The following is a 24,227-nucleotide window of genomic DNA, read 5'->3' as shown; positions in this document are numbered from 1 at the left end:
ACCACCCGGCCTACGGCATGGGGTGCTCGGCGACGAGCTCCTCGGGCGCCGAGAGGCGCCAGGCCTCGTACACGAGTTCGGCGAGCTCGTCGCCGTCGATGCCCCGCAGGTACACGACCACCCAGCCGAACCCGCCCGCGGTGAACTGCACCTCGAACACGTCCGGCCGTTCGGCGACGAGCGCGGCCTGCTCGGAGAGCGTCTGCTTCAACCCGACGGTCTGCGTCCGCGGCCAGTAGTACCCGAACCGCTTGCCGCGCACGCTGAATGACGTGTAGTCCCTCGCCTTCGCCTGTTCGACCTCGGCGAGATCGTCGACCATCCGCAGGAACTCCGCGCTCGGCACACCCATGCCGCGATTCTCCCCCACCCCACCGACAATCCGGACCCCCACCGCGAGTCGTGCACTCCCGCACGCGAGTCGTGCACTCCCGCACGCGAGTCGTGCGTTCGGCGCACGCGGGAACGCACAACTCGCGGTCCTGGGCGTACGACTCGCGGTCCTGGGCGTACGACTCGCGGTCCTGGGCGCACGACTCGCGCGTCAGCCCCGAGTACAGGGTCGCTGGCGACGGCGATCCGTTGCTGTCACACGCTTCTCGGGGCGGGCTCGCCGGACACGGCCGTCCAGGTGCCCTTCGCCTTGGCCACCTCGATCAGCGCGGCGCCGGACTCGGTCATCAGGCCCCGCGCGATCATCCGTTCCGCCCGCTCCCGGTTGATCCGGCTCCATGCGCTGCGAGGACGACGCGGGGTGAAGCGCAACAACATCGACTCGGGATCCCGTTTCCTTGCCTGACTGTCGATCCAGCCGAAGCACAGCGCGTGCTCGATCGCCTCGGCGTAGCGCACGCCCGGGATACCGCTGTCCTTGCGCGGGATCACGAGCCAGATCTCCTTGTGCGACCGGTGGTTTCCGGCGAGCCACTGCCGCCAGTCCGCGACGGTCGCGGGATGCACGGTGTTCATCTCATCCCTCCGTCCGTGCCGCGAGCACGTCGAGGTAGTGCTGGTTGTACATCACGCCGAGGACGTTGCCGAACGGGTCGGTCACCGACGCCGTGACGAAACCCGGGCCGCGCTCGACCGGCTTCTCGTGCTCGGTGGCGCCGAGGGCGAGCAGGCGGTCGAACGCGGCACGCACGTCGTCGACGGCCCAGTAGACCAGTCCCGCGCCCGCGCCCGCGGCCCTGTCCGGCACGTACCGCCGGTCGAGCAGTCCCAGCTCGGCGAGGTAGTCGCCGATGCGGTATTCGAGGTAGGCCACCTCGTCGCCCGCGGAACGCGCGAAGTACGGCTCCACGCCGAGGAGTTCGGTGTACCAGCGCCGCGCGGCGGGGAGGTCGTCGGCGAAGTAGGTGACGGTGGTGAGTCCACGCAACATCGGTCCGGTCCTTTCGTCGGGTTCTCGCTGACAATCCCCATGCTCGCGCCTAAAGTGCTCACCAACTGAGCACTTTGTCGCGGAAGCTGGACGTCATGCGCGCAGACCGTCTCGTCGCCGCCCTGCTGCTCATGCAGGCGAAGGGGCGGGTGACCGCGGCCGAGCTGGCCACCGAGCTGGAGGTTTCGGTCGCGACCGCGCGCCGCGACCTGGAGGCGCTGTCCAGCGCGGGCATCCCGGTGTACCCGCAGCCGGGCCGCGGCGGTGGCTGGTCCCTCGTCGGCGGTGCCCGCACCGATCTGAGCGGGTTGTCCTCGGCCGAGGCGCAGGCCCTGTTCCTTCTGGTCGGCCCCGCGGCCGCCGTCTCGGGCGAGGCGAAGGCGGCGCTGCGCAAGCTCGTGCGCGCGCTGCCGGCCACGCTGCGTGCCGAGGCCGAGGCCGCCGCGGGCGCGATCATGATCGACTCGACGCGGTGGGGCGAGCGCGACCGCGACCGGCCCGAGGTCGTCGGCCTGCTGCAGACCGCCGTGGTGCGCAGGCGGAAGGTGCGGCTGACCTACACCAACAGCGCCAGGGAGCGCAGCGAACGGCTGGTCGACCCGTGGGGCCTGGTGGACAAGGACGACCTCTGGTACCTGATCGCGGGGACCGAGCGCGGGCAACGAACCTTCCGCGTCGACCGGATCGTCGCGGCGGAGCCGACCGACGAGCCCGCCGAGCGGCCCGACGACTTCGCGCTGGCGGCCGCATGGGACCGGGTGGTCGGCGAGGTCGAGCAGCGGCGCTCCCGCACCTGGGCGACCGTGCTCATCGACCAGCGGTTCGTGCCGATTCTGCGGGACCAGTTCGGGCGGCACTGCCACACAAACGGCGACGCGGACGGCAACCGGGCGCGGGTGCGCCTCGGCGCGCCGACGGCGCTCGACGTCGCGAGGCACCTCGCGGGCTGGGGAGCACTCGTGGAGGTGGTGGAACCCCCGTCGGTACGCACGGAACTGGCCCGGATCGGTGCCGAACTCGCCGCCCTCTACCCACGCGGTTGACGACGCCGATTTGCTGTTTTGGCAAGGTTCTTTGTCAGCTTCGCCGGGAGGAGCGCACAGTGGGTCGCGGAGGTGGACACACATGCACCAGCCCGATCCGTTCACGCACACCACGGAGAACCTGATCTGCGAGCTCGTCATGGGCGAGCGGCGCCACGGACTCTGACCGGAAGGACACGATGGACGCACAGTTCTGGGACGAGCGGTACGCGAGCCGCGACCAGCTCTTCAGCGGCAGACCCAACGGGGTGCTCGTCACCGAGGTCTCCGGCCTGCCGCCCGGGCAGGCACTCGACGTCGGCTGCGGCGAGGGCGGCGACGCGATCTGGCTGGCCCGCCGCGGCTGGCGGGTCACCGCGATCGATGTCTCCGCCGTGGCGCTGCGGCGCGCGGCGAAGGCGGGCGCCGACGTCGCCGAGCGGGTGGCGTGGACGCGCGCCGACCTCACCGTGTCGAGCCCGCCCGCCGGCTCCTTCGACCTCGTCTCCGCACAGTACTTTCCGCTGTTGCGCGAGGGCGGCGAGGGCGCCCTGCGTTCGCTGCTGGCCGCCGTCGCGCCGGGCGGCACCCTGCTCGTCGCCGGTCACGACGTGGCGGACTGGCCCGAACCCGGAGAGGGCGGCCACGACCCTCGCGACTTCTACCTGCCGCACGACATCGCCGGGCTCCTCGGTAGCGAGTGGACGGTCGAGGTCGACGAGACGCGGCCTCGGGTCGATCCCGCGCCGGAGGGAACCCGGCACAGTCACGACACCGTGCTCAGGGCCCGCCGGCGGTGACGGCCCCCGCGCGGCGCCGGAACTCGCTCGGGTTGGCTCCCCGGACCCGCTTGAAGGCCGCGCTGAACCCGAACGGGTCGGAGTAGCCCACCGCGCGGGCGACGTCCGCGACGGTCGCCGCGTCCCGTTCCAGCAGGAGGTCCGCCGCGAGCGTCATGCGCCAGCGGGTGAGGTACGTCAGCGGAGGTTCGCCGACCAGGTCGGCGAACCTCTTGGCCAGTGTCGATCGCGACACCCCGGTGTGGTCGGCCAGTGCGGCGACCGTCCACGGCGCCGCCGGTTCGGCGTGCAGCAGCCGCAGCGCCCGGCCGACCACCGGGTCCCGCTGCGCGGCCCACCAGGCCGGGGGCTCGCCACCGGGCCGGTCGAACCATTCGCGCAGGGTGCAGACCAGCATCCAGTCCAGCAGCCGGTCGAGCACCACCTGCTGGCCGGGAGTGTCGATGGCGACCTCGGCGGCGAGGTGGTCGAGTACGGCGTCCGCGGTGCCCCCGGCGTCCGCGCGCAGCACGACGGGCAGCGCGTCCAGCAGCCGCCTGCTGATCTCGCCGCGCACCGGGTAGGCGCCGACGATGAGGGTCGTGGCACCGTCGCCCGGGTCGTGCCAGCCGAGGCGGTGCCGGGTCCCACCCTGCTCGGGCGTCGCGCAGTGCTCGCCGCACGCGATCGGCTCGGCGGCGGTGCCGACCTCGTCGACGAAGGTGAACGGGGCGGGGCCGCGCACGACGATCGTCTCGCGGGTGCGAAGCGGCTCGGGCGGACGGCCCTCGGGCATGATCCAGCCGGCCCCGGTGAGAACGGTGCACAGGGTCAGCGGCGCGCCGTCCACGAAGTGCAGTGCCCACGGCGGGGTCAGGGTCGAGCTGCCGAACAGCGAGCCGTGGGCACGCACCCCACGGATCAGGTCACTGAACGCGTCCACCTCGGCAAGATTAGACGATCACGCAGCCAATCCGGCTTCTCACCTATGGTATCGTCCGAGTGCGACCCGGTTGGATCGGCAGCATGAGCACCAGTTCGCTGACCGCCGACGACCTCGAGTTCCTCCAGCGCCCCCTGCACGGGTTCCTGTCGATGGCCGGAGGCCCCGTGCCGCCACAGCCCCGGCCGGTGTGGTTCGAGGCGACCGCCGAGGGCACGATCCAGCTGTTCAGCCTGCCGGACTCGCCGAAGGTGCGGCACCTGGGCCGCGATCCCCGCGCCTCGATCGTCGTCGGCGCGCCCGTGGGCGAACCCGAGCGCTGGGTTTCCGTTGCGGGCCGTACGACGGTCGAACCCGGCGGGGCGCACGAGCTGTGCCGCCGCCTGGCCGTTCGCTACTGGGACCTCGACGATCCGGCTCGCGCGGACGTCCTCTCCGAGATGCTGGCCGGGGACCTCGTGCGGCTCGTGATCCACCCGGAGGCCGTCAGCCGCTACGCGCTCTGACCGCCGCGAAGCGTGGCACGGGATCCTTCCAGCACCCGGGGTGGGACATGCCACAACCGGGTGTACGCATTGCGACTCAGTGTTCAGCATGCGTACGGGCATCGACGGAGGAGGTTCCTTGACCACCACCCTCAGGGGCGACGGTGGCGCACCGCACCGGTTCGAACGGCCTGCCCGGCCGGTCACGGGACCGCGCGGCGTCCTGCGCGACACGACCACCGAGACGGCGACCAACGGCCTCATCGGCATCGTGTTCTCCGCGACCGGGCCCGTCGCGGTGATTCTCGCGGTCGGCGCGCAGGGCGATCTGTCCCCGGCACAGCTCGGGTCGTGGATCTTCGGCGCCTTCCTGTTCAACGGCCTGCTCACCGTGCTCGCGTCCTGGCTCTACCGGCAGCCACTGGCGTTCTTCTGGACCATTCCCGGCGCCGTCGTCGTCGGTGGCTCGCTCGACCACCTGCCGTGGCCGCAGGTCGTCGGCGCCTTCGTCGGCACGGCGCTGCTGATCCTCGTACTCGGGCTCACCGGCTGGGTGCGCCCCGTCATGGCGGTTCTGCCGATGCCGGTGGTCATGGCGATGGTCGCCGGTGTCTTCCTCCGCTTCGGTCTCGACCTGATCCACTCGCTCGGGCTCGACCCCGGCATCGCGGTGCCGATGGTGGCAGTCTTCCTGCTGCTGTCCGCGCTTCCCGGGCTGGGCCGCCGATTCCCGCCGATCCTCGGCGCCCTCGTGGCCGGTGTGCTCGCCGTGGCCCTGTCCGGCCGGTTCACGCCCGACCCCGCGAGCACCGGCTGGCTGGCCGCACCCATCCTGCAGGCACCGCAGTTCTCGTGGCGGGCGATCCTCGAACTGGTGGTGCCGCTCGCGATCACCGTCCTCGTCGTGCAGAACGGGCAGGGCGTGGCCGTACTGCGCCAGGCAGGGCACGAGCCGCCGACGAACGTCTCCACCGTCCTGTGCGGACTCTGGTCGCTGCCCGGAGCGTTCGTCGGCGCCGTGCCGACCTGCCTCACCGGACCCACCAACGCCCTGCTGGTCGCCTCAGGAGAGCGCGGGCGCCAGTACACCGCGGCCATCGTGTGCGGGCTGCTCGCCATGCTGGTGGGCCTGTTCGCGCCCGCGTTCGTGCGGCTCATGCTCGCGACGCCCGAGGCGTTCATCGCGGTGCTGGGCGGCCTCGCGATGCTCCGCGCGTTGCAGACCGCGTTCGTCACCGCGTTCCGCTCCCGGTGCACGCTGGGCGCGCTCGTGGCGTTCCTGGTGACCGTCTCGGGCGTCGAGCCGCTGAACCTCAGCGCCGCGTTCTGGGGCCTCGTCGCGGGAGTCGCGGTGTCGCTGTTGCTCGAACGGGCCGACTACGCCGCCGAGCGCTCATGACCCACGGCGCGCGGCCAGCTCGGCCCGTGAACGGATGCCGAGCTTCGCGTAGATCCGCGTCAGGTGGTACTGCACCGTCTTGGTGGACAGGAAAAGCTCGGCCGCGACCTCCCGGTTGGACAGTCCACTGGCGACCAGCTGCGACACCGCCTCCTCCTGCGGCGTGAGCTCGCCGAGACCACGCTCCGTCCTCGGCAGGTGCACCCCGCCCGCCTTCAGCTCGCGGTCGCACCGCGCGACGTAGGTCGTGGCGCCCAGCGCCGCGAACGCCTCGCGCGCGGTGGTGAGCACGGTGTCGGCGTCCCGGCGCTTGCCCGCCCTGCGCAGAATCTGGCCGTAGGCGAAGTTCACGCGCGCGCGGTCGTAGCGCAACGGCAGGTCCTCCAGCAGTTGCAGCGCCGCGTCGAACGCCTCGCGCGCCGGGTCCAGCTCGCCCTGGCTGCCCAGCAGCCTCCCCCGTGCCGCGCCGAGCCGCGCCCGCGCCGAACCGGGGCCCCGGTCGGCCGCGAGCGCCTCCTGCCGCGTGAGGAACTCCTCCGCCTCGGCGTACCTGCCCTCCAGTACGAGCGCGTGCGCGTACATGTCGGCCCACGGCCACTGACCCGGCTGGTCGACGCCACCGCCCGCCCAGGGCTGCGTGAGCGGGCGCAGCGCCCGCAGCACCCCCGCCGAGTCGGCGCGCGCCTCGGCCACGTGCGCGCGGGCCAGGTACGACGGCACGCGCATGATCTCGTAGTCCTGCGGTCCCGCGTCGGCGTGGCGCAGCGCCAGCTCGGCGTCGTCCCAGTCGCCACGCAGCGCGTGCACGGCCACGGCCGTCCAGTGCAGCAGCGGACCCGCGAGCACGATCCCGGCCCGGTCGAGCAGCGGCGTCGCCTCGCGCACCGTGCGCAGCGACTCGTCCCACTCCCCCGTGAGGAACTGCGCCCGCGCCAGCCACGCCCTCGCCCACAGCGAGATCCGCGTGGAGCCGCCGAGAAACGTCGTCGGGACCGAGCTCTCCAGGTCGGCCCTCGCGTCGTCAACGGCGTCGACCATGAGGCTGAGCCAGCCCCTGCCCATCAGGATCCGCTGGGCCTGCGCGCCGTGCTGGACGCGCTCGGCCAGCTCGGCGTACGCGGCGAGCGCCTCGCCAGCCCGGCCCGCGGCGGCGAGCCCGAGGCCCCGGATCGCGGCCGCCTCGATGCCCGCCGGTGCGTCCTCGCCCGCCAGCGCGATGGCCCGGTCCGCCCACGACACCAGTTCCTCCGGCCGCAGGTGGGACAGCGAGTGCAGCACGTAGCGCTGGCAAATCGACGCGGCGACGTCCGGCTCGCGCTCGGTGTTCACGAGGTCCCAGGCGCGGCCGAGCCGGTTCTCGGCCTCCGCGGCGCGGCCGCGCACGATCGCGAGGTAGCCCAGCACGGCGTTGCGCAGCGGCGTCTCGCGCAGGCTCTCCACCTCGGGCACCAGCGCGGCCGCCGCGAACGCGTCGCCCGCGCCGATCAGGGCGTCGACGGCTCTGGTGAGTCTGCTCTCGCGCTTGAGGCGGTCCTCGGTGAGCCTGCTGGCGTCGTTGAGCAGCGAGGCCGCGACGCCCCACGCTCCCTCGGCCGCTCGCTCGGCGGCGAGCGCGTCGAGCCGGTCGGCCACGTCCGGGTCCGGCATCGGCGAGGCGGCGACCAGCAGCCGCATGCGGCGCACCGGGTCCTCGATGAGGTCGGCGGCCCGGCGATGGGCGTGGGCGGCCGCGGCTGGTCCCATCGCGGCGAGCACGGCGGCCCTGACCATCGGGTCCGGCGGGCCGATCTCGGTGAGCCCGCGTCCGGCGAACTCCACCAGCCGCGCGGCGACCGCCTCGTCCAGCGCTGGCAGCACGTCGCCGGACAACCCGGCCAGCTGGGCGGCGTCACGCACGGTGGTCCCCGGCCCGAGCACGGCGGCGGCCTCGGCGAGGCCGCGCGCCTGCTGGGAGCACCCGGCGAGCGCCGTGCGCACCGTGGCCGCCACGGCGGCGGGAGCGGGGAGTGCCGGGTCGAACCGCGCCCACGTGGTCCTCGGTACCTCGGCGAGCAGCTGCCCCAGCGGCCGCGCGAGGCCTCCCGTGTGCCGCCACAGGCGTTCCGCCATCGACGGGTGCAGCAGGACGCCGTGCGCGGCGGCGAGTTCCCCCACCTCGGGCGCGGTGAACGGCTCGACCGCGATCGCGTGGTCCGCGACCCGGTGCAGCAGCTCGACCGCGGGCGCGGGGACACCAGGATCGCCGGTGACGGCGGTGGCGAGCACGAACAGCCGCGTGTCCCGGTGGTGCCGCACCGCGGAGGCCAGTGCCTGCAGCGACGGCTGGTCGGCCCAGTGCGCGTCGTCCACGATGGCGAGCACGGTGCCGCCCAGTGCGCCGACGTGCCGGGCGAGCGCGCACGACACCTCGGCGACGTCGGCGGGACCGGCCTCGCCGAGCAGCTGGCTCACGACGCCAGAGGCCCGGTCCCGTTCCCACTCCGCGCCCGTGGCACGCAGCAGCGGCCCGTCGTGACGGGCCGCCAGTGCGTCGGCGAGCGTGGTCCTTCCGACGCCCGACCTGCCGCTGACCAGCACGAACGCCGGTCCCTGCTCGGCTGCGCCGTGCAGCAGGCGCTCCAGTTCGCCGAGCGCGGCGTCGCGGGCGATCAGCGGAGGACGGGGGTGGACCACATGGTCACCCTAGGCCGTGGCTGATGGATCTTTCCGCCGCGAGCGGGGACAGGATCCGTCAGCCGCGGCCTACGCCGGACGGGGGGTGCCGGCCGTCGGCGCCACCTCGGGCAGCTCCTCCCCGGCGTGTTGCGAACGGGGCACCAGCGCCGTCACCACCGCGGCGGTGAGCGCGACGGCGGCGAACAGGTAGAACGCCGTGGTGCCGCCGAGTCCCGCGCCGACGAGCACGCCACCGACCACGGGGCCGACGATGCCGCCCAGCCTGCCGAACCCAGCGCACCAGGCGACACCGGCCGCGCGCGCCCTGGTCGGGTAGTAGTTCGACACCAGGCCGTAGACGAGCACCTGTGTGCCGATTGTGCCGATGCCCGCCACGGCGACCGCCAGCAGCAGGGCGCCCAGCGGGAGGCGCAGCGGCAGCAGTGCGAGCGTGCAGGCGGCGAGGACGAACGTGGTGGCGACGACGCGCTTGGCGCCGGCCCGGTCCGCCCACAGCGACGCGAACAGCCCGCCGACGATCGCGCCGAGGTTGAGCACCAGCAGGAAGGTCAGGGAGTAGCTTTTGCCGTAGCCGTTGTCGGCCATGATCTGCGGCAGCCAGGTGTTGAGGCCGTAGGTGAGCAGCAGCCCGGCGAAGCTCATCGTGCCCAGCAGCAGTGTCGGCCACGCCAGCGACCTGGTGGCCAGCGCCGGGAAGCCCACGCGGGTGGTCCCGGCCGGCGCCTCGGGCTCGGCGGACAGGGCGATGCCGGTGCGCTCGGCGAGCACCCTCGCCTGCTCGGCGCGGCCCCGCGAGGCCAGCCACTTCGGCGACTCCGGGAGCTTCACCACGGCCAGCGGGAGCACCAGCACGATCGGCAGCGCGCCGATCCAGAACAGCCCGCGCCAGCCGACCGCGTCGGCGAGGACGAGAGCGAGCAGCGCGGCCAGCACGCCACCGGCGGGCACTCCACTGTAGACGATCGCGTTGAGCCGGTTCCGCCGCCCCGGCGGGGCGAACTCGGCCACGAGCGCGCCGACCGTGGCCACCAGTGCGCCCACGCCGATGCCGGTGAGGAACCGGCCGACGCCGAAGGCGGTGACGTTCTGGGTCAGCGCGGTCGCGCCCATCCCGATCGAGAACCAGGCGAGGTTGATCAGCATGATCCTGCGGCGCCCGATCCAGTCGCCGAGGCTGCCCGCGGCCAGTGCCCCCACGAGGACACCGACGAGTGCGTAGCTGCCGAGCGCGCCCGCCTGGCCGGGCGTGATCGCCCCGAGCTGCGTGGGGTCGGCGAGCAGGGTGGGCAGCACGGTGCCGTACACGACGAGGTCGTACCCGTCGAATACGAGTGCGATGGTCGACAGTGCGACCACCCAGGACACGGTGCGCTGGCGCCGGCGCGTCATTGCGTCGGTTTCGGACATGAGGAACTCCCGGGAGTGTTGGTGGGGAGAAGGAGGGCGGCCCCGGATGGGACCGCCCGGCGGCGGGAAGCCGCACGACTGCGCGTGGCTCGCCCGGCCGGGGTCAGCCGAGGTCGCCGCCCGCGACCGGCAGCACGGTGCCGGTGATGTAGGACGCCTCGTCGGAGGCGAGGAAGGCGATCGCCGCGGCCTGCTCGTCGAGCGTGCCGTAGCGCTTCATCAGCGAGGTGCTCACGGTCTGGTCGATGTGCGCCTGGAACCAGGTCTGCTCCTGCTCGGTCTCCAGCGCCGAGCCGCCCCGGGAGATGCGGCGCGGGGGCGCCTCGGTGCCACCCGGCGCGGTGGCGACCACCCGGATTCCGGCGTCGGCGCATTCGAACGCGAGGGAGGCGGTGATGGCGTTGATGCCGCCCTTGGCCGCCGAGTACGGGATCCGGTGGATGCCGCGCGTCGCCGCGGACGATACGTTGACGATCACGCCGCGGCCCCGCTCCGTCATCGACGGCAGCGCGGCGCGGCAGGAGAACAGGGTGGTCATCAGCGAGCGCCGGATCTCCGCCTCGATCTCGGCGGGGGTGAACTCGGTGAACGGCTTGAACCAGATCGCGCCGCCGACGTTGTTGACGAGCACGTCGATCCGGCCGTAGCGCGCGAGCGCGGCGTCGGCCACCGCCTGTGCGCCCTCCCACGTCTCCAGGTCGGCGAGCACCGGCAGCGCCTCGCCGGTCAGCTCGTCGGCCAGCGCGGTGACGAGGTCGGCCCGGTCGGCGAGCACCACCGTGCCGCCCTCGGCGCTGATCCGCCTGGCCACGCGTTCGCCGATGCCCTGCGCGGCACCGGTGACCACCACGACCTTGCCGTCGAAGCGGCCAGGGCTCACGAAGGCGGGCGCCCGCGACGACCGCGCGTCGTCCATCGCCCTGCGGGTGGTGGCCTTCGCGCGCTCGGCGTGCTCCACCACCAGCCTGCGGGCCGTCGCGCGATCCCCCGCCTCGAACGCGGTGACGATGTCGAGGTGGTCCTGCGTGCACCGGGGATGGCACCACGTCGCGTCCCGCAGCGTCTCCTCCATGTGCCCCTGCACGCCCAGCGCGCGGTAGGCCTGGAGCAGGTGCTCGTTGCCGGTGAGGGTGAACAGGTAGTCGTGGAAGGCCGCGTTGGTCTCGGTGAAGGCGGCGGCGTCGACGAAGCGGTCACCGTCCACATAGGGCACGGTCGCCTCGGCCAGCAGCCGGTAGCCCGCGAGCTGCTGCGAGGTGAGCCTGCCGATCACGAGTTCCAGCGCGCCGAGCTCCAGTGCCCGCCGTGCCTCGAACACGGCGTCGGACTCGTGCACCGACGGGTGTTCCTCGCCGATCTCGTAGCGGCCCTCCGGCTCGGCCGGCGCCACGAGCGGCGCGAGGTCGTCGGCCGGGGGCAGCATTTCCTGGCCCGCGACCGCACGGGCGTTGCCGGCGGGCAGCGGCGCCTCGCCGGGCGCGAGGGCGTGGGTGCCCGCGCCGTCGCCGGGCCAGATCGCCTGCCCCGCCACGGTCCTCGCCGTGGCGGCCTCCTCGGCGGCCGTGCGCGCGGCGCCCGCGAGCAGCGGGCTCAGCGCGGCGGGCTCGAAGATCCGCTGCCCGGCCATCGTCCTGCCCTCGCCCTCGAGCGTCACCGGGCGCACCGGCTCGGGTTCGGGTGCGGGTTCCACGACGGGCTCCGGCTCGGGCGGCGTCTCCACCACCGCGGGCCCGGCCTGCGCGGCGGCGTTGGAGAGCGCGAACTTCTCGTAGTAGAACCCGGTCGGCTCCACGCCCCGCTCGGTGAAGTGCGTGCGCACCGCCTCGACCATCGGCGGCGGGCCGCACAGGTACACGGCGACGTCCCCGCCGTGCAGGTGCTCGTCGCCGATCAGGCTCGTCACGTAGCCCTTGTTGGGAGCGGCGCTGCCCGGGTCGGCGACGCAGTAGTCCCAGGTGAAGCCCTCCACCTGCGCGGCCAGCTCGGCGAGCGTGTCCAGCTCCACCAGGTCGTCGTCGGTGCTCACGCCGTAGATCAGGTGCGCGGGCCGCGTCGAGCCCGTGGCCCGCAGCGTGCGCACGATCGACAGGATCGGCGCCAGCCCCGTGCCACCGGCGAGCAGCAGCACGGGCCGGTCGGCCTCGCGCAGGAAGAAGCTGCCGTTGGGGCCGGTGAAGCTGAGCTCGTCGCCCGCGGTGGCCCGCTCGGTGAGGTAGTCCGACATCACGCCGCCCGGCGTGAGCTTCACCAGGAACGTCAGTGACTTGTCGTCCGGTGCGTTGCTGAACGAGTACGAGCGCGTCTCGCCGGTGCCGGGCACCTCGATGTTGACGTACTGGCCGGGCAGGAACGCCAGCTTGTCACGGTCCGGCGTCTCCACGGTCAGCGCGAACGTCGTGGGCGAGAGCCGGTCCAGCGCGGTCAGCGTCGCGGGGTAGGTCGCCGCCTCGGTCTTGGCGACCGCCGACGTGCTCGCGATCCGCAGCACCAGGTCCGAGGTCGGCTTCATGCTGCACGGCAGCACGTAGCCACGCCGCGCCTCGTCGTCGGACAGTGCGTCCTCGATGTAGGCGCCGCCGTCGTAGGTGCCGGACTCGCAGAGCGCCTTGCAGGTGCCGCACGCGCCGTCCCGGCAGTCCAGCGGGATGTTGATCCGCTGGCGGTACGACGCGTCGGCGACCGTCTGGCCCTCCGCACACGTGATGAAGCGGGTGACACCGTCCTCGAAGGACAGTGCGACCTGGTAAGTCATGACCCCTCCCTGGGACCGGGGCTTTCCGAAGCGGCGGAGCCACCCGCACCGCAACGCAAGCCGCTCCGGGCAGTTGTCAGAAGTGGTAGATGTCGACGACGTGGTGGATGTAGTCGTTCTTCAGGACCACAGTCTTGCGGCGGATGAGCGGCGCGTCGCCGGAGAAGTCGATCGTGTAGAACGAGGTCCCGTAGTAGGGGTCCACCGTCTTGTACCGGAAGTACATGGTGTGCCAGTTGAACCGCACGTCCACGAGGTCACCGCGGCGCTCGATGAGCTCGACGTTGCTGATGTTGTGGCTCGTGCGCGGCTCCGGGATCGACGTCGCGCTGGAGCGCTCCGTGCGGATCCGGAACACCCGGTCCTCGAGCCCGCCCTTGTTCGGGTAGTAGATCAGGGAGATGTCGGTCTGCGGGTTCTCGGTGAGCAGGTCGTCGTCGCCCCAGGAGGGCATCCAGTACACGACGTCGTCGGCGTAGCAGTCGAGCCACTTCTCGAACTCGCGGTCGTCGAGGTAGCGCGCCTCGCGGTAGAGGAACTGCTCGATGTCGTTCTGGGTGATGGTTTTCGTCGCACTGGCGGCGGTGGTGGTGTCGGCGGTGACGGTCATCGGGATGCTCCTCAGGCGGTGGCGGCGGTCGGCTGCGGGTCGTCCTGCCCGGACTCCGCCCGTTCCCGGGCGATCGCCGCGCGCAGGGTCTCCGCCCAGTAGCCGTGCTGCACGGGGTAGAGGCCCTCGTCCTCGTTCTTCTGGCCCGCGGAGATGACGCCGGTCAGGCCGAGCGTCTCGGCGACCTCGTCCGGCCCGGTCAGCCAGTGTTCGGCGCCGCGGCTCATGTCGTTCCACGGGGCGGCCGACGCGCGGAAGGTCAGCTGGCAGGAGCGGAACTCCTCCAGGTCGTCCGGGGTGGCCATGCCGGAGGCGTTGAAGAAGTCCTCGTACTGGCGGATGCGCCACGCGCGGGCCTCGGGGCTCTCGCCCTTCGGCGCGATGCAGTAGATGGTGACCTCGGTCTTGTCCGGCGCGATGGGCCGGAAGTGCCTGATCTGCGTGGAGAACTGGTCCATCAGGTACACGTTCGGGTACAGGCACAGGTTCCGGGAGCCCTTGACCATGAACTCGCCCTTGGCGTCGCCGAACTCGCGCTTCAGGTCGTCCATCTTGTTCCACAGTGGACGGTCCTGCGGGTTGCCCGCCCACGTCCACAGGCACAGGTGGCCCTGGGGGAACGACCAGTAGCCGCCGCCGGACTTGCCCCAGCTGCCCGCGTCGAGCGTCTTGGTGTCGTTCGTGGACGCACCGGTGCCGCGCCGCGCCGTCGTGGCCGCGTAGTTCCAGTGGGTCGCCGTGACGTGGTAGCCGTCGGCGCCGTTCTCGGCCTGCACCTTCCAGTTGCCGTCGTAGGTGTAGGTCGAGGAGCCGCGCAGCACCTCCAGCCCCTCCGGCGACTGGTCCACCAGCATGTCGATGATCTTGGTCGTGTCGCCGAGGTGCTCGGCGAGCGGCGGCACGTCCGGGTTAAGGCTGCCGAAGAGGAAGCCGCGGTAGCTCTCGAAGCGGGCCACGCGCGTCAGGTCGTGCGAGCCGCCCGAGTTGAACGACTCGGGATAGCCTGCGCCGTCGGGGTCCTTGACCTTGAGCAGCTTGCCGTCGTTGCGGAACGTCCAGCCGTGGAACGGACAGGTGAGCGTCGACCGGTTGTCGGTCTTGCGGCGGCAGATCATCGCGCCGCGGTGGGCACAGGCGTTGATCAGGCAGTGCAGCTCGCCGTCCTTGTCCCGGGTGATCACCACCGGCTGCCTGCCGATGTAGGTGGTGAAGTAGTCGCCGGGGTTGGGGAGCTGGCTCTCATGCGCCAGGTAGATCCAGTTGCCCTCGAAGATGTGCTTCATCTCGAGCTCGAAGATCTCCTCGTCGGTGAAGATCCGGCGGTTCGCCCGGTAGATCCCGGCCTCGCGGTCCTCGATGACGGCGTCGGCGAGGACGGCGGAGAGGCGATCGAGCGTGTCAGTCATGGGTCCTCCACGGTGGCCTTGATCGGCTTTGACCGGCCTCCAGCGGCCGGGGGCCGCCGTGGCGTGTTCTCCCGACCATGGCAGCGGGTGGCACCAGTCACACCGGGCGAATACCTAGTCCTGACCTAGGGTGCTATTAATCGATGGCAGCTATCAATCAGTCGAAAACTGCTCCTTGTCTTGACTCAATATCGGTACCTACCGTGAATCAATCGAGGCCACCGGCAACGTCGGCGTGGAGCAGGAAGGGAGGTCCGGCGATGGAACTGCGTCACCTGCGCTACTTCGCCGCGGTGGCCGACACCTGCCACTTCGGCAAGGCCGCGGAACGCCTGCACATGGCCCAGCCCGCACTGTCGCACGCCATCCGGCAGCTGGAGGCCGAGCTGGGTGCGCCCCTGTTCACCCGCACTACCCGGCAGGTCCGGCTCACCCCCGCCGGTGAGTACCTCCTCGCGGAGGCGACGAGGGTGCTCGACTCGGTCGAGCAGAGCATGCAGGGCGTGCGGCGGATCGCCGACGGCAGGCTCGGGATCGTCCGGGTCGGCTTCACCGGCACCTCGGCGTTCTCGCAGCTGCCCCGCATCGCCCGCGCGGTCAAGCGGGACGTGCCCGAGGTCGCGCTGGAGGTCCACGCCGACCTGCTCACGCCCGACCAGTGCGACGGGCTGCGCACGGGCTCGCTCGACCTCGGCGTGCTGCGCCCGCCTGCCAGCGGCGAGGGCATCGAGCTGCGCACCATCGAGGTGGAGCCGCTGATCCTCGCCGTGCCCGCCGATCACCGGCTCGCGGTCGAGCCCGAGGTGTCGATGTCCGACCTGCGCACCGAGGGCTTCATCGTCTACGCCAGCAAGGACTCCGTGGTCAACGACGCCGTGCAGCGCAGCTGCCAGGCCGCGGGGTTCACCCCCCAACGCGAGCACGAGGCCGCGGGCACGGCCGTGCTGCTCGCGCTGGTCGCGGGCGGGCTGGGGGTCGCGGTCCTGCCCGCGTCGGCCCGCTCGCTGCCGCTGGCGGGCGTGGTGTTCCGCGACCTCGCCGACGCCGGCAGCGTCGAGCTGGCGCTGGCCTGGCGCGCCGACAACGACTCCCCCCTCGTCCGGTCGGTCCTCGACGTGCTCGAAACCGCTATCGCCACCGAACCACACCCCTTCGAGGTCAGCCGATGAAGATCACCAGCGTGGAGGCGATCCCCTTCGCCATCCCGTACCGCAAGCCGCTCAAGTTCGCCTCCGGCGAGGTGCACGTGGCCGAGCACGTCCTGGTCCGCGTGCACACCGATGACGGCGTCGTCGGCGTGGCCGAGGCCCCGCCGCGCCCGTTCACCTACGGCGAGACGCAGGCCGGCGTGCTCGCGGTGATCGAGAAGATCTTCGCCCCGCAGGTGGTGGGCCTGAGCCTGCTGGAGCGCGAGACGATGGCGACCAGGCTCGCCCGCACCGTCGGCAACCCCGCGGCCAAGGCCGCCATCGACATGGCCGTGTGGGACGCGCTCGGCCGCACCCTCGACGTGCAGGTCACCGAGCTGCTCGGCGGCTACACCGACCGCATGCGCGTGTCGCACATGCTGGGCTTCGACGAGCCCGCCGCGATGGTCGCCGAGGCGGAGCGCATGCGGGAGCGGCACGGCATCACCACGTTCAAGGTCAAGGTCGGCCGCCGCCCGGTCGGCCTCGACACCGCCGTGGTGCGGGCCCTGCGCGAGGGCCTCGGCGACGACGTCGAGCTCTACGTCGACGGCAACCGGGGTTGGACCGCCTCGGAGTCGGCGATGGCGATGAAGGAGATGTCGGACCTCGGCCTGCTGTTCGCCGAGGAGCTGTGCCCCGCCGACGACGTGCTCGGCAGGCGCTGGCTGGTGTCCCAGCTCGACGTGCCGTTCATCGCCGACGAGTCCGCCGTCACCCCCGCCGACGTGACCAGGGAGGTGCTGGGCGGCTCGGCCACGGCGATCAGCATCAAGGTCGCCCGCACCGGCTTCACGCACTCGCAGCGCGTGCACCACCTCGCCGAGGGGCTCGGCCTCGAGGTCGTGATGGGAAACCAGATCGACGGCCAGCTGGGCTCGCTGTGCACGGTCGCGTTCGGCTCGTCGTACCAGCTCACCTCGCGCCGCGCGGGCGAGCTGTCGAACTTCCTCGACATGAGCGACGACCTCCTCACCGAACCGCTGGAGATCCACGACGGTGAGCTCACCATCCGTCCCGGCGCCGGGCTCGGGGTCGAGATCGACCCGGACAAGCTCGCCCGCTACCGCCAGGACACCTGAACCCGACCCCGAGGAATCAAGGAGGATCCCATGACCGCCACCCACCACGCCCCGTCGCCGTCCGCGGCGGACTCCGGCGCCAGCGCCACCGAGCGGTTCAAGTCGGACAAGTTCGCCAACGTCGCGGACACCCCCAAGGAGCGCGTGTCGCTGCTGGCCCGCGAGGTGCTCGAGGCCGTGCACGCGACGATCCGCAAGCACAAGGTCACCTACGACGAGTACAACGCCCTCAAGGCGTGGCTGATCAGCGTCGGTGAGGACGGCGAGTGGCCGCTGTTCCTGGACGTCTGGGTCGAGCACGTCGTCGAGGAGGTCGCCACCGAACACCGCGAGGGCAACAAGGGCACCATCGAGGGCCCGTACTACGTGCCTGACTCCCCGGAGCAGGGCTCCCGCGGCGCGGTGCCGATGCGCGACGACGAGCCGGGCACGCCGCTGGTGTGGACCGGCCGGGTCACCTCCACCGACGGCAGCGTTCTCGACCAGGCCAAGGTCGAGCTGTGGCACGCCGACGCCGAGGGCCTGTACTCGCAGTTCGCGCCCGGCATCCCCGAGTGGAACCTGCGCGGCACGTTCTCCGTGGACGCCGACGGCTACTTCGAGATCCGTACCGTCCGCCCCGCCCCGTACCAGATCCCGACCGACGGCGCGTGCGGCAAGCTGATCGCCGCGGCGGGCTGGCACGCCTGGCGGCCCGCGCACCTGCACGTCAAGGTGTCGGCGCCGGGACACGAATTGCTCACCGCGCAGCTGTACTTCCCCGGCGACGAGCACAACGACGACGACATCGCCTCGGCCGTGAAGCCGGAGCTGGTGCTCGACCCGAAGCCCGCGGCCGACGGCAGGGGCGAGACCGTGTCCTACGGCTTCGTCCTCGACCCGGTCAAGGCCTGAGCACCACCGACGCGGAGAAGGAGTACTCACCCATGCTGTTCCACGTACGGATGGACGTGCACCTGCCCCCGGACCTGGACCCGGAGGTGCGCGCCGACATCGTTGCCCGCGAGAAGGCCTACAGCCAGCAGCTGCAGCGCTCCGGGAAGTGGCCGCACATCTGGCGGATCGTGGGTGAGTACTCCAACTTCTCCGTCTTCGACGTCGAGTCCGGCGACGAGCTGCACGACATCCTGTCGGGCCTGCCGCTGTTCCCGTACATGGACATCAAGGTCACGCCGCTGGCCAAGCACCCGTCCAAGATCTGAGGCACGCGCACCGTTTCCGCTGCGCCGCAACGGACCCTGGCCGGGGCCGAGCACCCCTGCGAGTCCGTTGCGGCGTAGCGGTATGGTCATCGCCGATGATGACGCACCCGCCTCATTCCGCGCTGACCGCCGGTCGTGGGCTGGCGCCGGGCTGGGCCGGACGCAAGGTGCGGCTGCGCGAGATCGATCCCGCCGACCATCGCACGCTGATCGGCTTCGACCGCGCCGCGGCGCGGGAGCGGTCCGCGCAGGTGGGCGGGTACCGGCACTGGGCGGCGCACCGCGCGGGCGCCCCGGCGTCGGGCGACAGCCACTTCGCGATCGAGACGCTGCGCGGCGGGATGCTCGTCGGTTCGCTGTGCCTCAGCCAGGACGACACCGAGTCCGACCGGTTCAGCTACGGCATCGGCATCGGCGCCCAGCACCGGCGGTGCGGCTACGCCAGCGACGCCATCACGGTGCTGCTGTCGTTCATGTTCTTCGAGCGGAGCTTCCGCCGGTGCCAGGTGAGCATCTACGGCGGCAACGTCGGTTCACTGTCGCTGCACGGCGCGCTCGGCTTCCGCGAGGAGGCCAGGCTGCGCGACACGGAACTGTCGCTGGGCGGCATCCGGTACGTCGTGCTGATGGGGATCACCGCGCCCGAGTTCGCCGCGCGCCACCGCGACGTCATGCTCGCCCACGCCGAACCGGGCCCACGCCGGGGACGGCATTGGCGGCCGCGCCGCGGCAGGCACCGCCACGGCTAGCCAGCCGAGGACTCTGGGCCGGTCCAGCACCCACAACCAGGTGCCGTCCGCCTGCCGGCGGGCGACCTCCACCGTGGCCCCACCATCGGCGAGCCGCGCCGAGGTCAGGGCGAGCTCGCCGGTGCGGAGCGTCGGCTGCTGCTCTCCTCGCGCGAACACCGGCCGGCGTTGAGCCGGTCCACGACGAACCTGCTCAGGTTCTCCGGCCGCACAGCCCGCTCACGCGCTGAAGAATCGCTCGGCATTCTCGTCCCCCCAAGGTCCGGCAGGGCACCCTCCCGGACTGCCCTCACCGTGGCAGGTGGGTGTGACAATCCGGCGTTGCGGCGGGTCGCCGGAGCCCTCAGCGGCGCGCGGGCTCTCCGCTGCCGATGACGCGGCCGAGCGCGTGGGCCTCCCGCAACAGCAGGGCACCCAGCTCGGGCCTGCGCTCGGGGCGGAACCTCGTCTCGACGCCGGTCAGCGTCAGCGCCCAGGCGGGCTGTCCCGCGCGGTCGAACACGGCTGCCGCCATGCCCCAGCTGCCTTCGACCACGAGACCGGGGTTCACGGCGTAGCCGTCGGTGCGGGTGCGGGCGATCCGTTCGCGCACCGCGTCCGGCGCGTGCGGGGCGCCCCAGCGGCTCACGAGGTCCGTGCTCTCCAGGTAGGCGTCGATCTCGGCGTCGGTGAGGAACGACAGCACCACCAGCCCCGCCGACACCACCCCGAGCGGGAAGCGGGCGCCCTCGTACAGCACGAACGACCGGATCGGGAAGTCGCCGTCCTCGCGCACCAGGCACACCGTCTCCCCGCCGCGGCGCGCGGAGAAGAACGCGCTCTCCCCCGTCGCCGTCGCGAGCCGGTGCACGCTCTCGCGTGCGTGCTGGGTGACGTCGTAGCGCCGTCCCGCCGCCTCGCCGAGCAGGTACAGCTCGGGCCCGAGGTACCACCGGCCGCTGCGCTGGTCGCGGTCGACGAACCCCTCGTCGGCGAGTGAGACGAGCAGGCGGTGCACGGTCGGCCTGGGCAGGCCCGCCGCCCGCGCGAGCTCCGCGGTGCCCGCCCCGGACTCGTTGACCGTCGACAGCGCGCGCAGCACGGCACCCACCCTGCCGACGAGGTGGGCCGAGGGGGTCGTGTCCATGCCGCCGAGCATACGTTCACTGAGTGAACGCTGCGCCCGGATCACGGCCGCCGGACGACCGATTTCCGGGGCCCTTCGGCCTGTTCCTTGCGAAAGCCCCTGGTCCGCACGTTGACTCGGGGCGCTCGAAGAATGAACGACCGAGAGGTGGGCGAGTTGTCGAAACTCCGCGCGGACGCGCAGGCCGCCTTGGCCGGAGTGCTGACCGACGGGATGACCATCGCCGTCGGCGGGTTCGGCCTGTGCGGCATCCCGAACGATCTCATCGAGGTGGTGAGGGACTCCGGGGTCACCGGGCTGACGATCGTGTCCAACAACATGGGCGTCGACGGCAAGGGGCTCGGACTGCTGCTGGAGAACCGCCAGGTGACCAAGGTGATCGCCTCCTACGTGGGCGAGAACAAGCTGTTCGCCCAGCAGTACCTGGACAAGGTGCTGGACGTGGAGTTCTCGCCGCAGGGCACGCTCGCCGAGCGCATGCGGGCGGGTGGTGCCGGGATCGCCGCCTTCTACACGCGGTCCGGCGTGGGCACGCCCATCGCCGAGGGCAAGCCGCACGCGGAGTTCGACGGGCACACCTACGTCCAGGAGCGCGCGATCGTGGCCGATGTGGCGCTCGTGCACGCCCACACCGCCGACGAGGCGGGCAACCTGACCTACCGGGCCACCGCGCGCAACTTCAACCCGCTGGCCGCCACGTGCGGCAAGGTCACGGTCGCGGAGGCCGAGCACGTGTCACCCACGTTCATCGACCCAGGGCTCGTCGCGACGCCCGGCATCTACGTGAACCACCTCGTGCGGGCGCGCGAGCGGGTCAAGGACATCGAGAAGCGCACGGTCCGCCCCCGCGAGACCGTCGGAGCCTAGGAGTAGCCGCATGCCCTGGACACGTGACGAGATGGCGGCGATCGCGGCCGCCGAGCTCAACGACGGCGACTACGTCAACCTCGGGATCGGCATCCCGACGCTGGTCGCCAACCACATCCCCGACGGCGTGCAGGTGACCCTGCAGAGCGAGAACGGCATCCTGGGTCTCGGCCCGTTCCCCTTCGAGGGCGAGGAGGATGCCGACGTCATCAACGCCGGCAAGCAGACCGTGACGGTGGTGCCCGGCGCCAGCTACTTCGACTCGGCGACGTCGTTCGGGATGATCCGCGGCGGGCACATCGACATCGCCATCCTCGGTGCGCTGCAGGTGACCGCGAAGGGCGACCTCGCCAACTGGACCATTCCCGGCGCTCTGGTGAAGGGCATGGGCGGGGCGATGGACCTCGTGGTCGGTGCCCGCCGGATCGTGGTGCTCACCGACCACGTCGCCAAGGACGGCAGCCCGAAGATCGTCGACGACTGCACGCTGCCGCTGACCGGTGCGGGTGTCGTGAACCGGATCATCACCGACCTCGCGGTGATCGACGTGACGCCGGACGGCCTGCGGCTGGTGGACCTCGCTCCCGATGTCACCGAGGACGAGGTGCGCGCGAAGACCGGTGCCCCGCTGGAGCTGCCCGTCGCGGCCAGCTGAGGCCGGGCACGACGAGGAGGGCCCACCCCGCCGCCACTCGGGGTGGGCCCCTCCGTGTGCCGCGAGGTCCAGGAGCGGCTCAGCGCCGGTGGTCCGGACCGGTGTGGAGCCCAACCGGGCGCGGCATGCCGAACAAGTACGTCGCGACGAAGACCGGTCCGGGGCCTCGCCGTCGGATGGGGAAGGTCACTGAGCAGCCGGTTCGATGGTTGCCTCAGGACGCACCCGCGCCTTCGCGCGGGCCCTGGCGACCCTGGCCCGGACGAGCACGACCACCGCCACCACCACGCCCACCACGATCAGCAGCCGGTTGACGTCGACGGCGGGCACCCACGTCACCGCGCGGTCCCGGATCAGGTACGCGCCCACGGGACGGGCCGCGGCGCCGAACCCGCCGCCCTCTCCCTGCGCGCCCTTCTCGTCGACGCCCTGCCCGGCCCCGCCGCCCCCCAGCACGGCGGCGGCCGGGATCACGGTGACGCCGTCGCGCTCGATCGGCTCGCCGTACACGCGGCCGACCGTGATGGTGTCGCGGGCCCTCGTCAGCAACTCCTCGACCTTCATCGGCACTCCCCTCCAGTGTGGACGCGGACCCGGCCGTGGTCCCCGGCGTCCAGCATCGACGGGAACGGCGGGCGGGCGAAGAGTCGTTGGTCCTCAGTCGGTGAGTCGAGGACGCCCACCTCGCGTCCGGCGCGAGACCGGCCAGCCACCTGCCGCAGTTCTGCAGCACGACCGGGCCGGAGGTGACGTGCTGGGTCCCCGCGTGCAGGTCGCGCACGTAGCGCTGCAGGTCGCCCCTGCGCAGCGCGGCCGTCGCCGCCCACCACACCTCCATCGCCCGCCCTCGCGCCCCCAGCTTCGCCTCCGCCTGCGCGTTCTCGGCGTGGAACCGGGCCGTGTCGACCGACGCATCCCGGCGGGCGCAGCGACCCGCTCGCCGGGATCACGGCCACCGCGTTCGACTGCGCGCCGGGCCTGCCCTCGGCGGTGTGGGACATGCTGCTGAGCCTCAACCGCAACGTGGCGGCGCTGGGCGCGAACGGACCGCACGCGGTGCGTTCCGTGCTGGGTCTGGTCGCGGTCATGCTGCGCGCCGAGCGGGGCGAGCGCGCCGAAGGCCGCGCCGCTCCAAGGGAGGCGTTGCTGGAGCGCGTGCGCGCCTGCATCGACGAGCATCTCGCCGACCCGCTGCTGCGGGACGTGCCGGTCGCCGCGCTCGCGTCCCGGTGGGGCTTCCCGAACGCGTCCCACTTCGGGCAGGTGTGCAAGCGGGAGACCGGCCGCACGCCCGCGGAGTTCCGGCAGGACTCACTCGGGTGAGCGCACAGCGGTGACGGCGAGGGTCATGGTCAGGCGCCGCCCCGTCATGCCCTTCATCGCGGTGATGCCGAACGCGTAGCGGTCGACCTCCGCGCTCGCCCGCAGCCGGAGGGTGCCGCCGCCGGCGCTCGCGCGCTCCACCCGGACAGCGAGCGGGCGGGTCACTCCGCGCACGGTGAGTTCGCCGTTCAGCACCCAGCCGCCGTCGCCGTGGCTCAGGCCGGTCGAGACGAACCCGATGTGCGGATGGTTCTCGGCGTCGAGGTACTGAGCGGAACGGACCGTGGTGTCCCTGGCGGCGTTGCGGGTGTCGACGCTCGCGGCCGGAATGGTCGCCCTCGCCGAGGACGCCGACAGCGGCTCCGCCACCTCGATGTGCCCTTCAGCCAGGGAGAAGGTCCCGCGCACGGGCGCGAGCCCGAACACGTGGCGCGTGACGAAGGAGATCGTGGAGTGCTCCGGGTCGATGCGGTAGCCGCCCTCGGCGGGGATCTCGACGGTGCCCGTGGTCGTGGCCGGGTCGCTCATGAGGTAGTTCCTTTCCCTGTGTCGGCCGGGCACACGGCGGCGCCGGCGAGGTGCGGAATGCCGGCCCCCAGCGGACCCGGCACGACGAACCGGTGGACCTCGGCGAGCGCGAATCCCGCCCGCTCGATGGCGGGGCCGATGCTCCGGTTCGGCCTGCACTGGGCGCCGAACCAGCGGCTCGCCCGCGCCCAGCCGTCCTGTCCCCGCCGCACCCAGCTGCCTTCGGGCGCGGCGACGTGCTCGGCGAGAACATAGCGTGCGCCGGGGCGCAGCACCCTGCGGATCTCCGCGAGCGCCGCCGTGACGTCGTCGACCGAGCACAGCACGAACGTCGCCACGACGGCGTCGACGCTGTGCGCGGGCACGTCGAGCCGCTCGGCCCGGCCCGCCAGCACCTCGCCGCCGCCACCGCGCCGCGCGACCGCCGTGGCGAGCCGGGCGCGGCGCCGCGCGTCGGGCTCGACACCGATCCAGGTGACGCCGGGCGCGTAGTACGGCAGGTTCACGCCGGTACCGGGGCCCAGTTCGAGCACGGTGCCGCGCAACGGTCCGAGCAGGGCGGCCCGCAGCGAGGCCGGCTGGAAGCTCGTGGTCATGGCAGCAGCGTCGCGGCGTGGAGCCGTCGCCCACATCGGCCACCGGGCG

At 72.3% G+C, this 24,227-nt stretch carries 25 protein-coding genes; 12 read left to right on the top strand and 13 right to left on the bottom strand.

Features of this window, described 5'->3' with window-relative positions:
• Positions 1-10 precede the first annotated feature (10 nt).
• The 3 genes from BA062_RS10550 to BA062_RS10540 form a co-directional block, all read right to left on the bottom strand.
• Positions 11-352 (bottom strand): MmcQ/YjbR family DNA-binding protein, encoded by a 342-nt coding sequence (locus BA062_RS10550; RefSeq protein ID WP_110335869.1) that lies wholly within the window; start codon positions 350-352, stop codon positions 11-13.
• Positions 353-588: 236 nt separating this feature from the next.
• Positions 589-969, bottom strand: a complete 381-nt coding sequence (locus BA062_RS10545; protein WP_110335868.1) for a YdeI/OmpD-associated family protein — start codon at positions 967-969, stop codon at positions 589-591.
• 1 nt (position 970) lies between these two features.
• Complete coding sequence (locus tag BA062_RS10540) at positions 971-1,384, bottom strand: VOC family protein (RefSeq protein ID WP_110335867.1); 414 nt, start codon at positions 1,382-1,384, stop codon at positions 971-973.
• Positions 1,385-1,479: 95 nt separating this feature from the next.
• On the opposite strand from BA062_RS10540, the gene BA062_RS10535 reads away from it, so the two are divergent.
• Together BA062_RS10535 and BA062_RS10530 are read left to right on the top strand one after the other, a co-directional pair.
• Complete coding sequence (locus BA062_RS10535; protein ID WP_110337204.1) at positions 1,480-2,427, top strand: helix-turn-helix transcriptional regulator; 948 nt, start codon at positions 1,480-1,482, stop codon at positions 2,425-2,427.
• Positions 2,428-2,606: 179 nt separating this feature from the next.
• Positions 2,607-3,206, top strand: a complete 600-nt coding sequence (locus tag BA062_RS10530) for a class I SAM-dependent methyltransferase (protein ID WP_110335866.1) — start codon at positions 2,607-2,609, stop codon at positions 3,204-3,206.
• Here the strand turns inward: BA062_RS10530 and BA062_RS10525 are convergent.
• Complete coding sequence (locus tag BA062_RS10525; RefSeq protein ID WP_110335865.1) at positions 3,187-4,128, bottom strand: AraC family transcriptional regulator; 942 nt, start codon at positions 4,126-4,128, stop codon at positions 3,187-3,189. The two genes, BA062_RS10530 and BA062_RS10525, sit on opposite strands and share 20 nt — an antisense overlap.
• An 83-nt stretch (positions 4,129-4,211) precedes the next feature.
• Between BA062_RS10525 and BA062_RS10520 the strand changes: the two genes are divergently transcribed.
• Entirely contained in the window at positions 4,212-4,634 is a 423-nt protein-coding gene (locus BA062_RS10520) for a pyridoxamine 5'-phosphate oxidase family protein (protein ID WP_110335864.1), read from the top strand.
• 118 nt (positions 4,635-4,752) lie between these two features.
• Positions 4,753-6,012 (top strand): benzoate/H(+) symporter BenE family transporter, encoded by a 1,260-nt coding sequence (locus BA062_RS10515; RefSeq protein ID WP_245959764.1) that lies wholly within the window; start codon positions 4,753-4,755, stop codon positions 6,010-6,012.
• Here the strand turns inward: BA062_RS10515 and BA062_RS10510 are convergent.
• The 5 genes from BA062_RS10510 to benA all read right to left on the bottom strand — a co-directional run bounded on the left by BA062_RS10510 (position 6,007) and on the right by benA (position 14,863).
• Complete coding sequence (locus tag BA062_RS10510) at positions 6,007-8,685, bottom strand: helix-turn-helix transcriptional regulator (RefSeq protein ID WP_110335863.1); 2,679 nt, start codon at positions 8,683-8,685, stop codon at positions 6,007-6,009. The genes BA062_RS10515 and BA062_RS10510 overlap by 6 nt on opposite strands.
• A 69-nt stretch (positions 8,686-8,754) precedes the next feature.
• Positions 8,755-10,095, bottom strand: a complete 1,341-nt coding sequence (locus BA062_RS10505; protein ID WP_110335862.1) for an MFS transporter — start codon at positions 10,093-10,095, stop codon at positions 8,755-8,757.
• A gap of 103 nt (positions 10,096-10,198) precedes the next feature.
• The gene (gene benC, locus BA062_RS10500) at positions 10,199-12,847 is read right to left on the bottom strand and encodes a benzoate 1,2-dioxygenase electron transfer component BenC (protein ID WP_110335861.1); all 2,649 of its coding nucleotides are present in this window, start codon (positions 12,845-12,847) and stop codon (positions 10,199-10,201) included.
• A 76-nt stretch (positions 12,848-12,923) separates the two neighbouring features.
• A complete protein-coding gene (gene benB / locus BA062_RS10495; RefSeq protein WP_110335860.1) occupies positions 12,924-13,457 on the bottom strand; it encodes a benzoate 1,2-dioxygenase small subunit in 534 nt (177 codons plus the stop codon).
• Between the two features lie 11 nt (positions 13,458-13,468).
• Positions 13,469-14,863, bottom strand: a complete 1,395-nt coding sequence (benA, locus tag BA062_RS10490; protein WP_110335859.1) for a benzoate 1,2-dioxygenase large subunit — start codon at positions 14,861-14,863, stop codon at positions 13,469-13,471.
• A gap of 260 nt (positions 14,864-15,123) precedes the next feature.
• On the opposite strand from benA, the gene BA062_RS10485 reads away from it, so the two are divergent.
• The 5 genes from BA062_RS10485 to BA062_RS10465 all read left to right on the top strand — a co-directional run bounded on the left by BA062_RS10485 (position 15,124) and on the right by BA062_RS10465 (position 19,083).
• On the top strand, positions 15,124-16,032 hold the full coding sequence (locus BA062_RS10485) for a LysR substrate-binding domain-containing protein (protein ID WP_110335858.1): 909 nt from the start codon (positions 15,124-15,126) through the stop codon (positions 16,030-16,032).
• Positions 16,029-17,132: a mandelate racemase/muconate lactonizing enzyme family protein gene (locus tag BA062_RS10480; protein WP_110335857.1), complete on the top strand. Its 1,104-nt coding sequence runs from the start codon at positions 16,029-16,031 to the stop codon at positions 17,130-17,132. The genes BA062_RS10485 and BA062_RS10480 overlap by 4 nt, the downstream gene beginning before the upstream one ends.
• A 30-nt stretch (positions 17,133-17,162) precedes the next feature.
• Positions 17,163-18,026 carry a catechol 1,2-dioxygenase gene (gene catA / locus BA062_RS10475; protein ID WP_110335856.1) on the top strand — a complete coding sequence of 288 codons (864 nt, stop codon included), beginning with the start codon at positions 17,163-17,165 and terminating at the stop codon, positions 18,024-18,026.
• 32 nt (positions 18,027-18,058) lie between these two features.
• Positions 18,059-18,334, top strand: coding sequence for a muconolactone Delta-isomerase (catC, locus tag BA062_RS10470; protein ID WP_110335855.1), 276 nt, complete (start codon positions 18,059-18,061; stop codon positions 18,332-18,334).
• A 95-nt stretch (positions 18,335-18,429) separates the two neighbouring features.
• On the top strand, positions 18,430-19,083 hold the full coding sequence (locus tag BA062_RS10465; protein WP_168213920.1) for a GNAT family N-acetyltransferase: 654 nt from the start codon (positions 18,430-18,432) through the stop codon (positions 19,081-19,083).
• A 343-nt stretch (positions 19,084-19,426) separates the two neighbouring features.
• On the opposite strand, the gene BA062_RS10455 is transcribed toward BA062_RS10465, so the two are convergent.
• Positions 19,427-20,209: an IclR family transcriptional regulator gene (locus BA062_RS10455; RefSeq protein WP_110337198.1), complete on the bottom strand. Its 783-nt coding sequence runs from the start codon at positions 20,207-20,209 to the stop codon at positions 19,427-19,429.
• 132 nt (positions 20,210-20,341) lie between these two features.
• On the opposite strand from BA062_RS10455, the gene BA062_RS10450 reads away from it, so the two are divergent.
• Together BA062_RS10450 and BA062_RS10445 are read left to right on the top strand one after the other, a co-directional pair.
• A complete protein-coding gene (locus tag BA062_RS10450) occupies positions 20,342-21,076 on the top strand; it encodes a CoA transferase subunit A (RefSeq protein ID WP_110335854.1) in 735 nt (244 codons plus the stop codon).
• A 10-nt stretch (positions 21,077-21,086) separates the two neighbouring features.
• Entirely contained in the window at positions 21,087-21,731 is a 645-nt protein-coding gene (locus BA062_RS10445; RefSeq protein ID WP_110335853.1) for a CoA transferase subunit B, read from the top strand.
• Between the two features lie 186 nt (positions 21,732-21,917).
• On the opposite strand, the gene BA062_RS10440 is transcribed toward BA062_RS10445, so the two are convergent.
• Entirely contained in the window at positions 21,918-22,295 is a 378-nt protein-coding gene (locus tag BA062_RS10440; RefSeq protein ID WP_110335852.1) for a sporulation protein, read from the bottom strand.
• A gap of 435 nt (positions 22,296-22,730) precedes the next feature.
• On the opposite strand from BA062_RS10440, the gene BA062_RS10430 reads away from it, so the two are divergent.
• Complete coding sequence (locus BA062_RS10430; protein ID WP_110335851.1) at positions 22,731-23,054, top strand: helix-turn-helix domain-containing protein; 324 nt, start codon at positions 22,731-22,733, stop codon at positions 23,052-23,054.
• Here the strand turns inward: BA062_RS10430 and BA062_RS10425 are convergent.
• Together BA062_RS10425 and BA062_RS10420 are read right to left on the bottom strand one after the other, a co-directional pair.
• The gene (locus BA062_RS10425) at positions 23,043-23,582 is read right to left on the bottom strand and encodes a YceI family protein (protein WP_110335850.1); all 540 of its coding nucleotides are present in this window, start codon (positions 23,580-23,582) and stop codon (positions 23,043-23,045) included. The two genes, BA062_RS10430 and BA062_RS10425, sit on opposite strands and share 12 nt — an antisense overlap.
• The gene (locus BA062_RS10420) at positions 23,579-24,178 is read right to left on the bottom strand and encodes a class I SAM-dependent methyltransferase (RefSeq protein ID WP_168213919.1); all 600 of its coding nucleotides are present in this window, start codon (positions 24,176-24,178) and stop codon (positions 23,579-23,581) included. Before BA062_RS10420 ends, BA062_RS10425 begins: the two co-directional genes overlap by 4 nt.
• Between the last annotated feature and the right edge of the window lie 49 nt (positions 24,179-24,227).

The organism is Prauserella flavalba (assembly GCF_003202235.1).
Taxonomy (GTDB): Bacteria; Actinomycetota; Actinomycetes; order Mycobacteriales; family Pseudonocardiaceae; genus Prauserella_A; species Prauserella_A flavalba.
Note: the sequence above shows the minus strand (reverse complement) of the source record. Positions and strands in the feature narration are given on the sequence as shown.

Excerpts from the sequence above, each read along its gene's own strand:
- BA062_RS10550 (WP_110335869.1), bottom strand. The coding sequence starts at position 352 with ATGGGTGTGCCGAGCGCGGAGTTCCTGCGGATGGTCGACGATCTCGCC.
- BA062_RS10545 (WP_110335868.1), bottom strand. The coding sequence starts at position 969 with ATGAACACCGTGCATCCCGCGACCGTCGCGGACTGGCGGCAGTGGCTC.
- BA062_RS10540 (WP_110335867.1), bottom strand. The coding sequence starts at position 1,384 with ATGTTGCGTGGACTCACCACCGTCACCTACTTCGCCGACGACCTCCCC.
- BA062_RS10535 (WP_110337204.1), top strand. The coding sequence starts at position 1,480 with ATGCGCGCAGACCGTCTCGTCGCCGCCCTGCTGCTCATGCAGGCGAAG.
- BA062_RS10530 (WP_110335866.1), top strand. The coding sequence starts at position 2,607 with ATGGACGCACAGTTCTGGGACGAGCGGTACGCGAGCCGCGACCAGCTC.
- BA062_RS10520 (WP_110335864.1), top strand. The coding sequence starts at position 4,212 with ATGAGCACCAGTTCGCTGACCGCCGACGACCTCGAGTTCCTCCAGCGC.
- BA062_RS10505 (WP_110335862.1), bottom strand. The coding sequence starts at position 10,095 with ATGTCCGAAACCGACGCAATGACGCGCCGGCGCCAGCGCACCGTGTCC.
- benC (WP_110335861.1), bottom strand. The coding sequence starts at position 12,847 with ATGACTTACCAGGTCGCACTGTCCTTCGAGGACGGTGTCACCCGCTTC.
- benB (WP_110335860.1), bottom strand. The coding sequence starts at position 13,457 with ATGACCGTCACCGCCGACACCACCACCGCCGCCAGTGCGACGAAAACC.
- benA (WP_110335859.1), bottom strand. The coding sequence starts at position 14,863 with ATGACTGACACGCTCGATCGCCTCTCCGCCGTCCTCGCCGACGCCGTC.
- BA062_RS10485 (WP_110335858.1), top strand. The coding sequence starts at position 15,124 with ATGGAACTGCGTCACCTGCGCTACTTCGCCGCGGTGGCCGACACCTGC.
- BA062_RS10480 (WP_110335857.1), top strand. The coding sequence starts at position 16,029 with ATGAAGATCACCAGCGTGGAGGCGATCCCCTTCGCCATCCCGTACCGC.
- catA (WP_110335856.1), top strand. The coding sequence starts at position 17,163 with ATGACCGCCACCCACCACGCCCCGTCGCCGTCCGCGGCGGACTCCGGC.
- catC (WP_110335855.1), top strand. The coding sequence starts at position 18,059 with ATGCTGTTCCACGTACGGATGGACGTGCACCTGCCCCCGGACCTGGAC.
- BA062_RS10465 (WP_168213920.1), top strand. The coding sequence starts at position 18,430 with ATGATGACGCACCCGCCTCATTCCGCGCTGACCGCCGGTCGTGGGCTG.
- BA062_RS10455 (WP_110337198.1), bottom strand. The coding sequence starts at position 20,209 with ATGGACACGACCCCCTCGGCCCACCTCGTCGGCAGGGTGGGTGCCGTG.
- BA062_RS10450 (WP_110335854.1), top strand. The coding sequence starts at position 20,342 with ATGAACGACCGAGAGGTGGGCGAGTTGTCGAAACTCCGCGCGGACGCG.
- BA062_RS10445 (WP_110335853.1), top strand. The coding sequence starts at position 21,087 with ATGCCCTGGACACGTGACGAGATGGCGGCGATCGCGGCCGCCGAGCTC.
- BA062_RS10440 (WP_110335852.1), bottom strand. The coding sequence starts at position 22,295 with ATGAAGGTCGAGGAGTTGCTGACGAGGGCCCGCGACACCATCACGGTC.
- BA062_RS10430 (WP_110335851.1), top strand. The coding sequence starts at position 22,731 with ATGCTGCTGAGCCTCAACCGCAACGTGGCGGCGCTGGGCGCGAACGGA.
- BA062_RS10425 (WP_110335850.1), bottom strand. The coding sequence starts at position 23,582 with ATGAGCGACCCGGCCACGACCACGGGCACCGTCGAGATCCCCGCCGAG.
- BA062_RS10420 (WP_168213919.1), bottom strand. The coding sequence starts at position 24,178 with ATGACCACGAGCTTCCAGCCGGCCTCGCTGCGGGCCGCCCTGCTCGGA.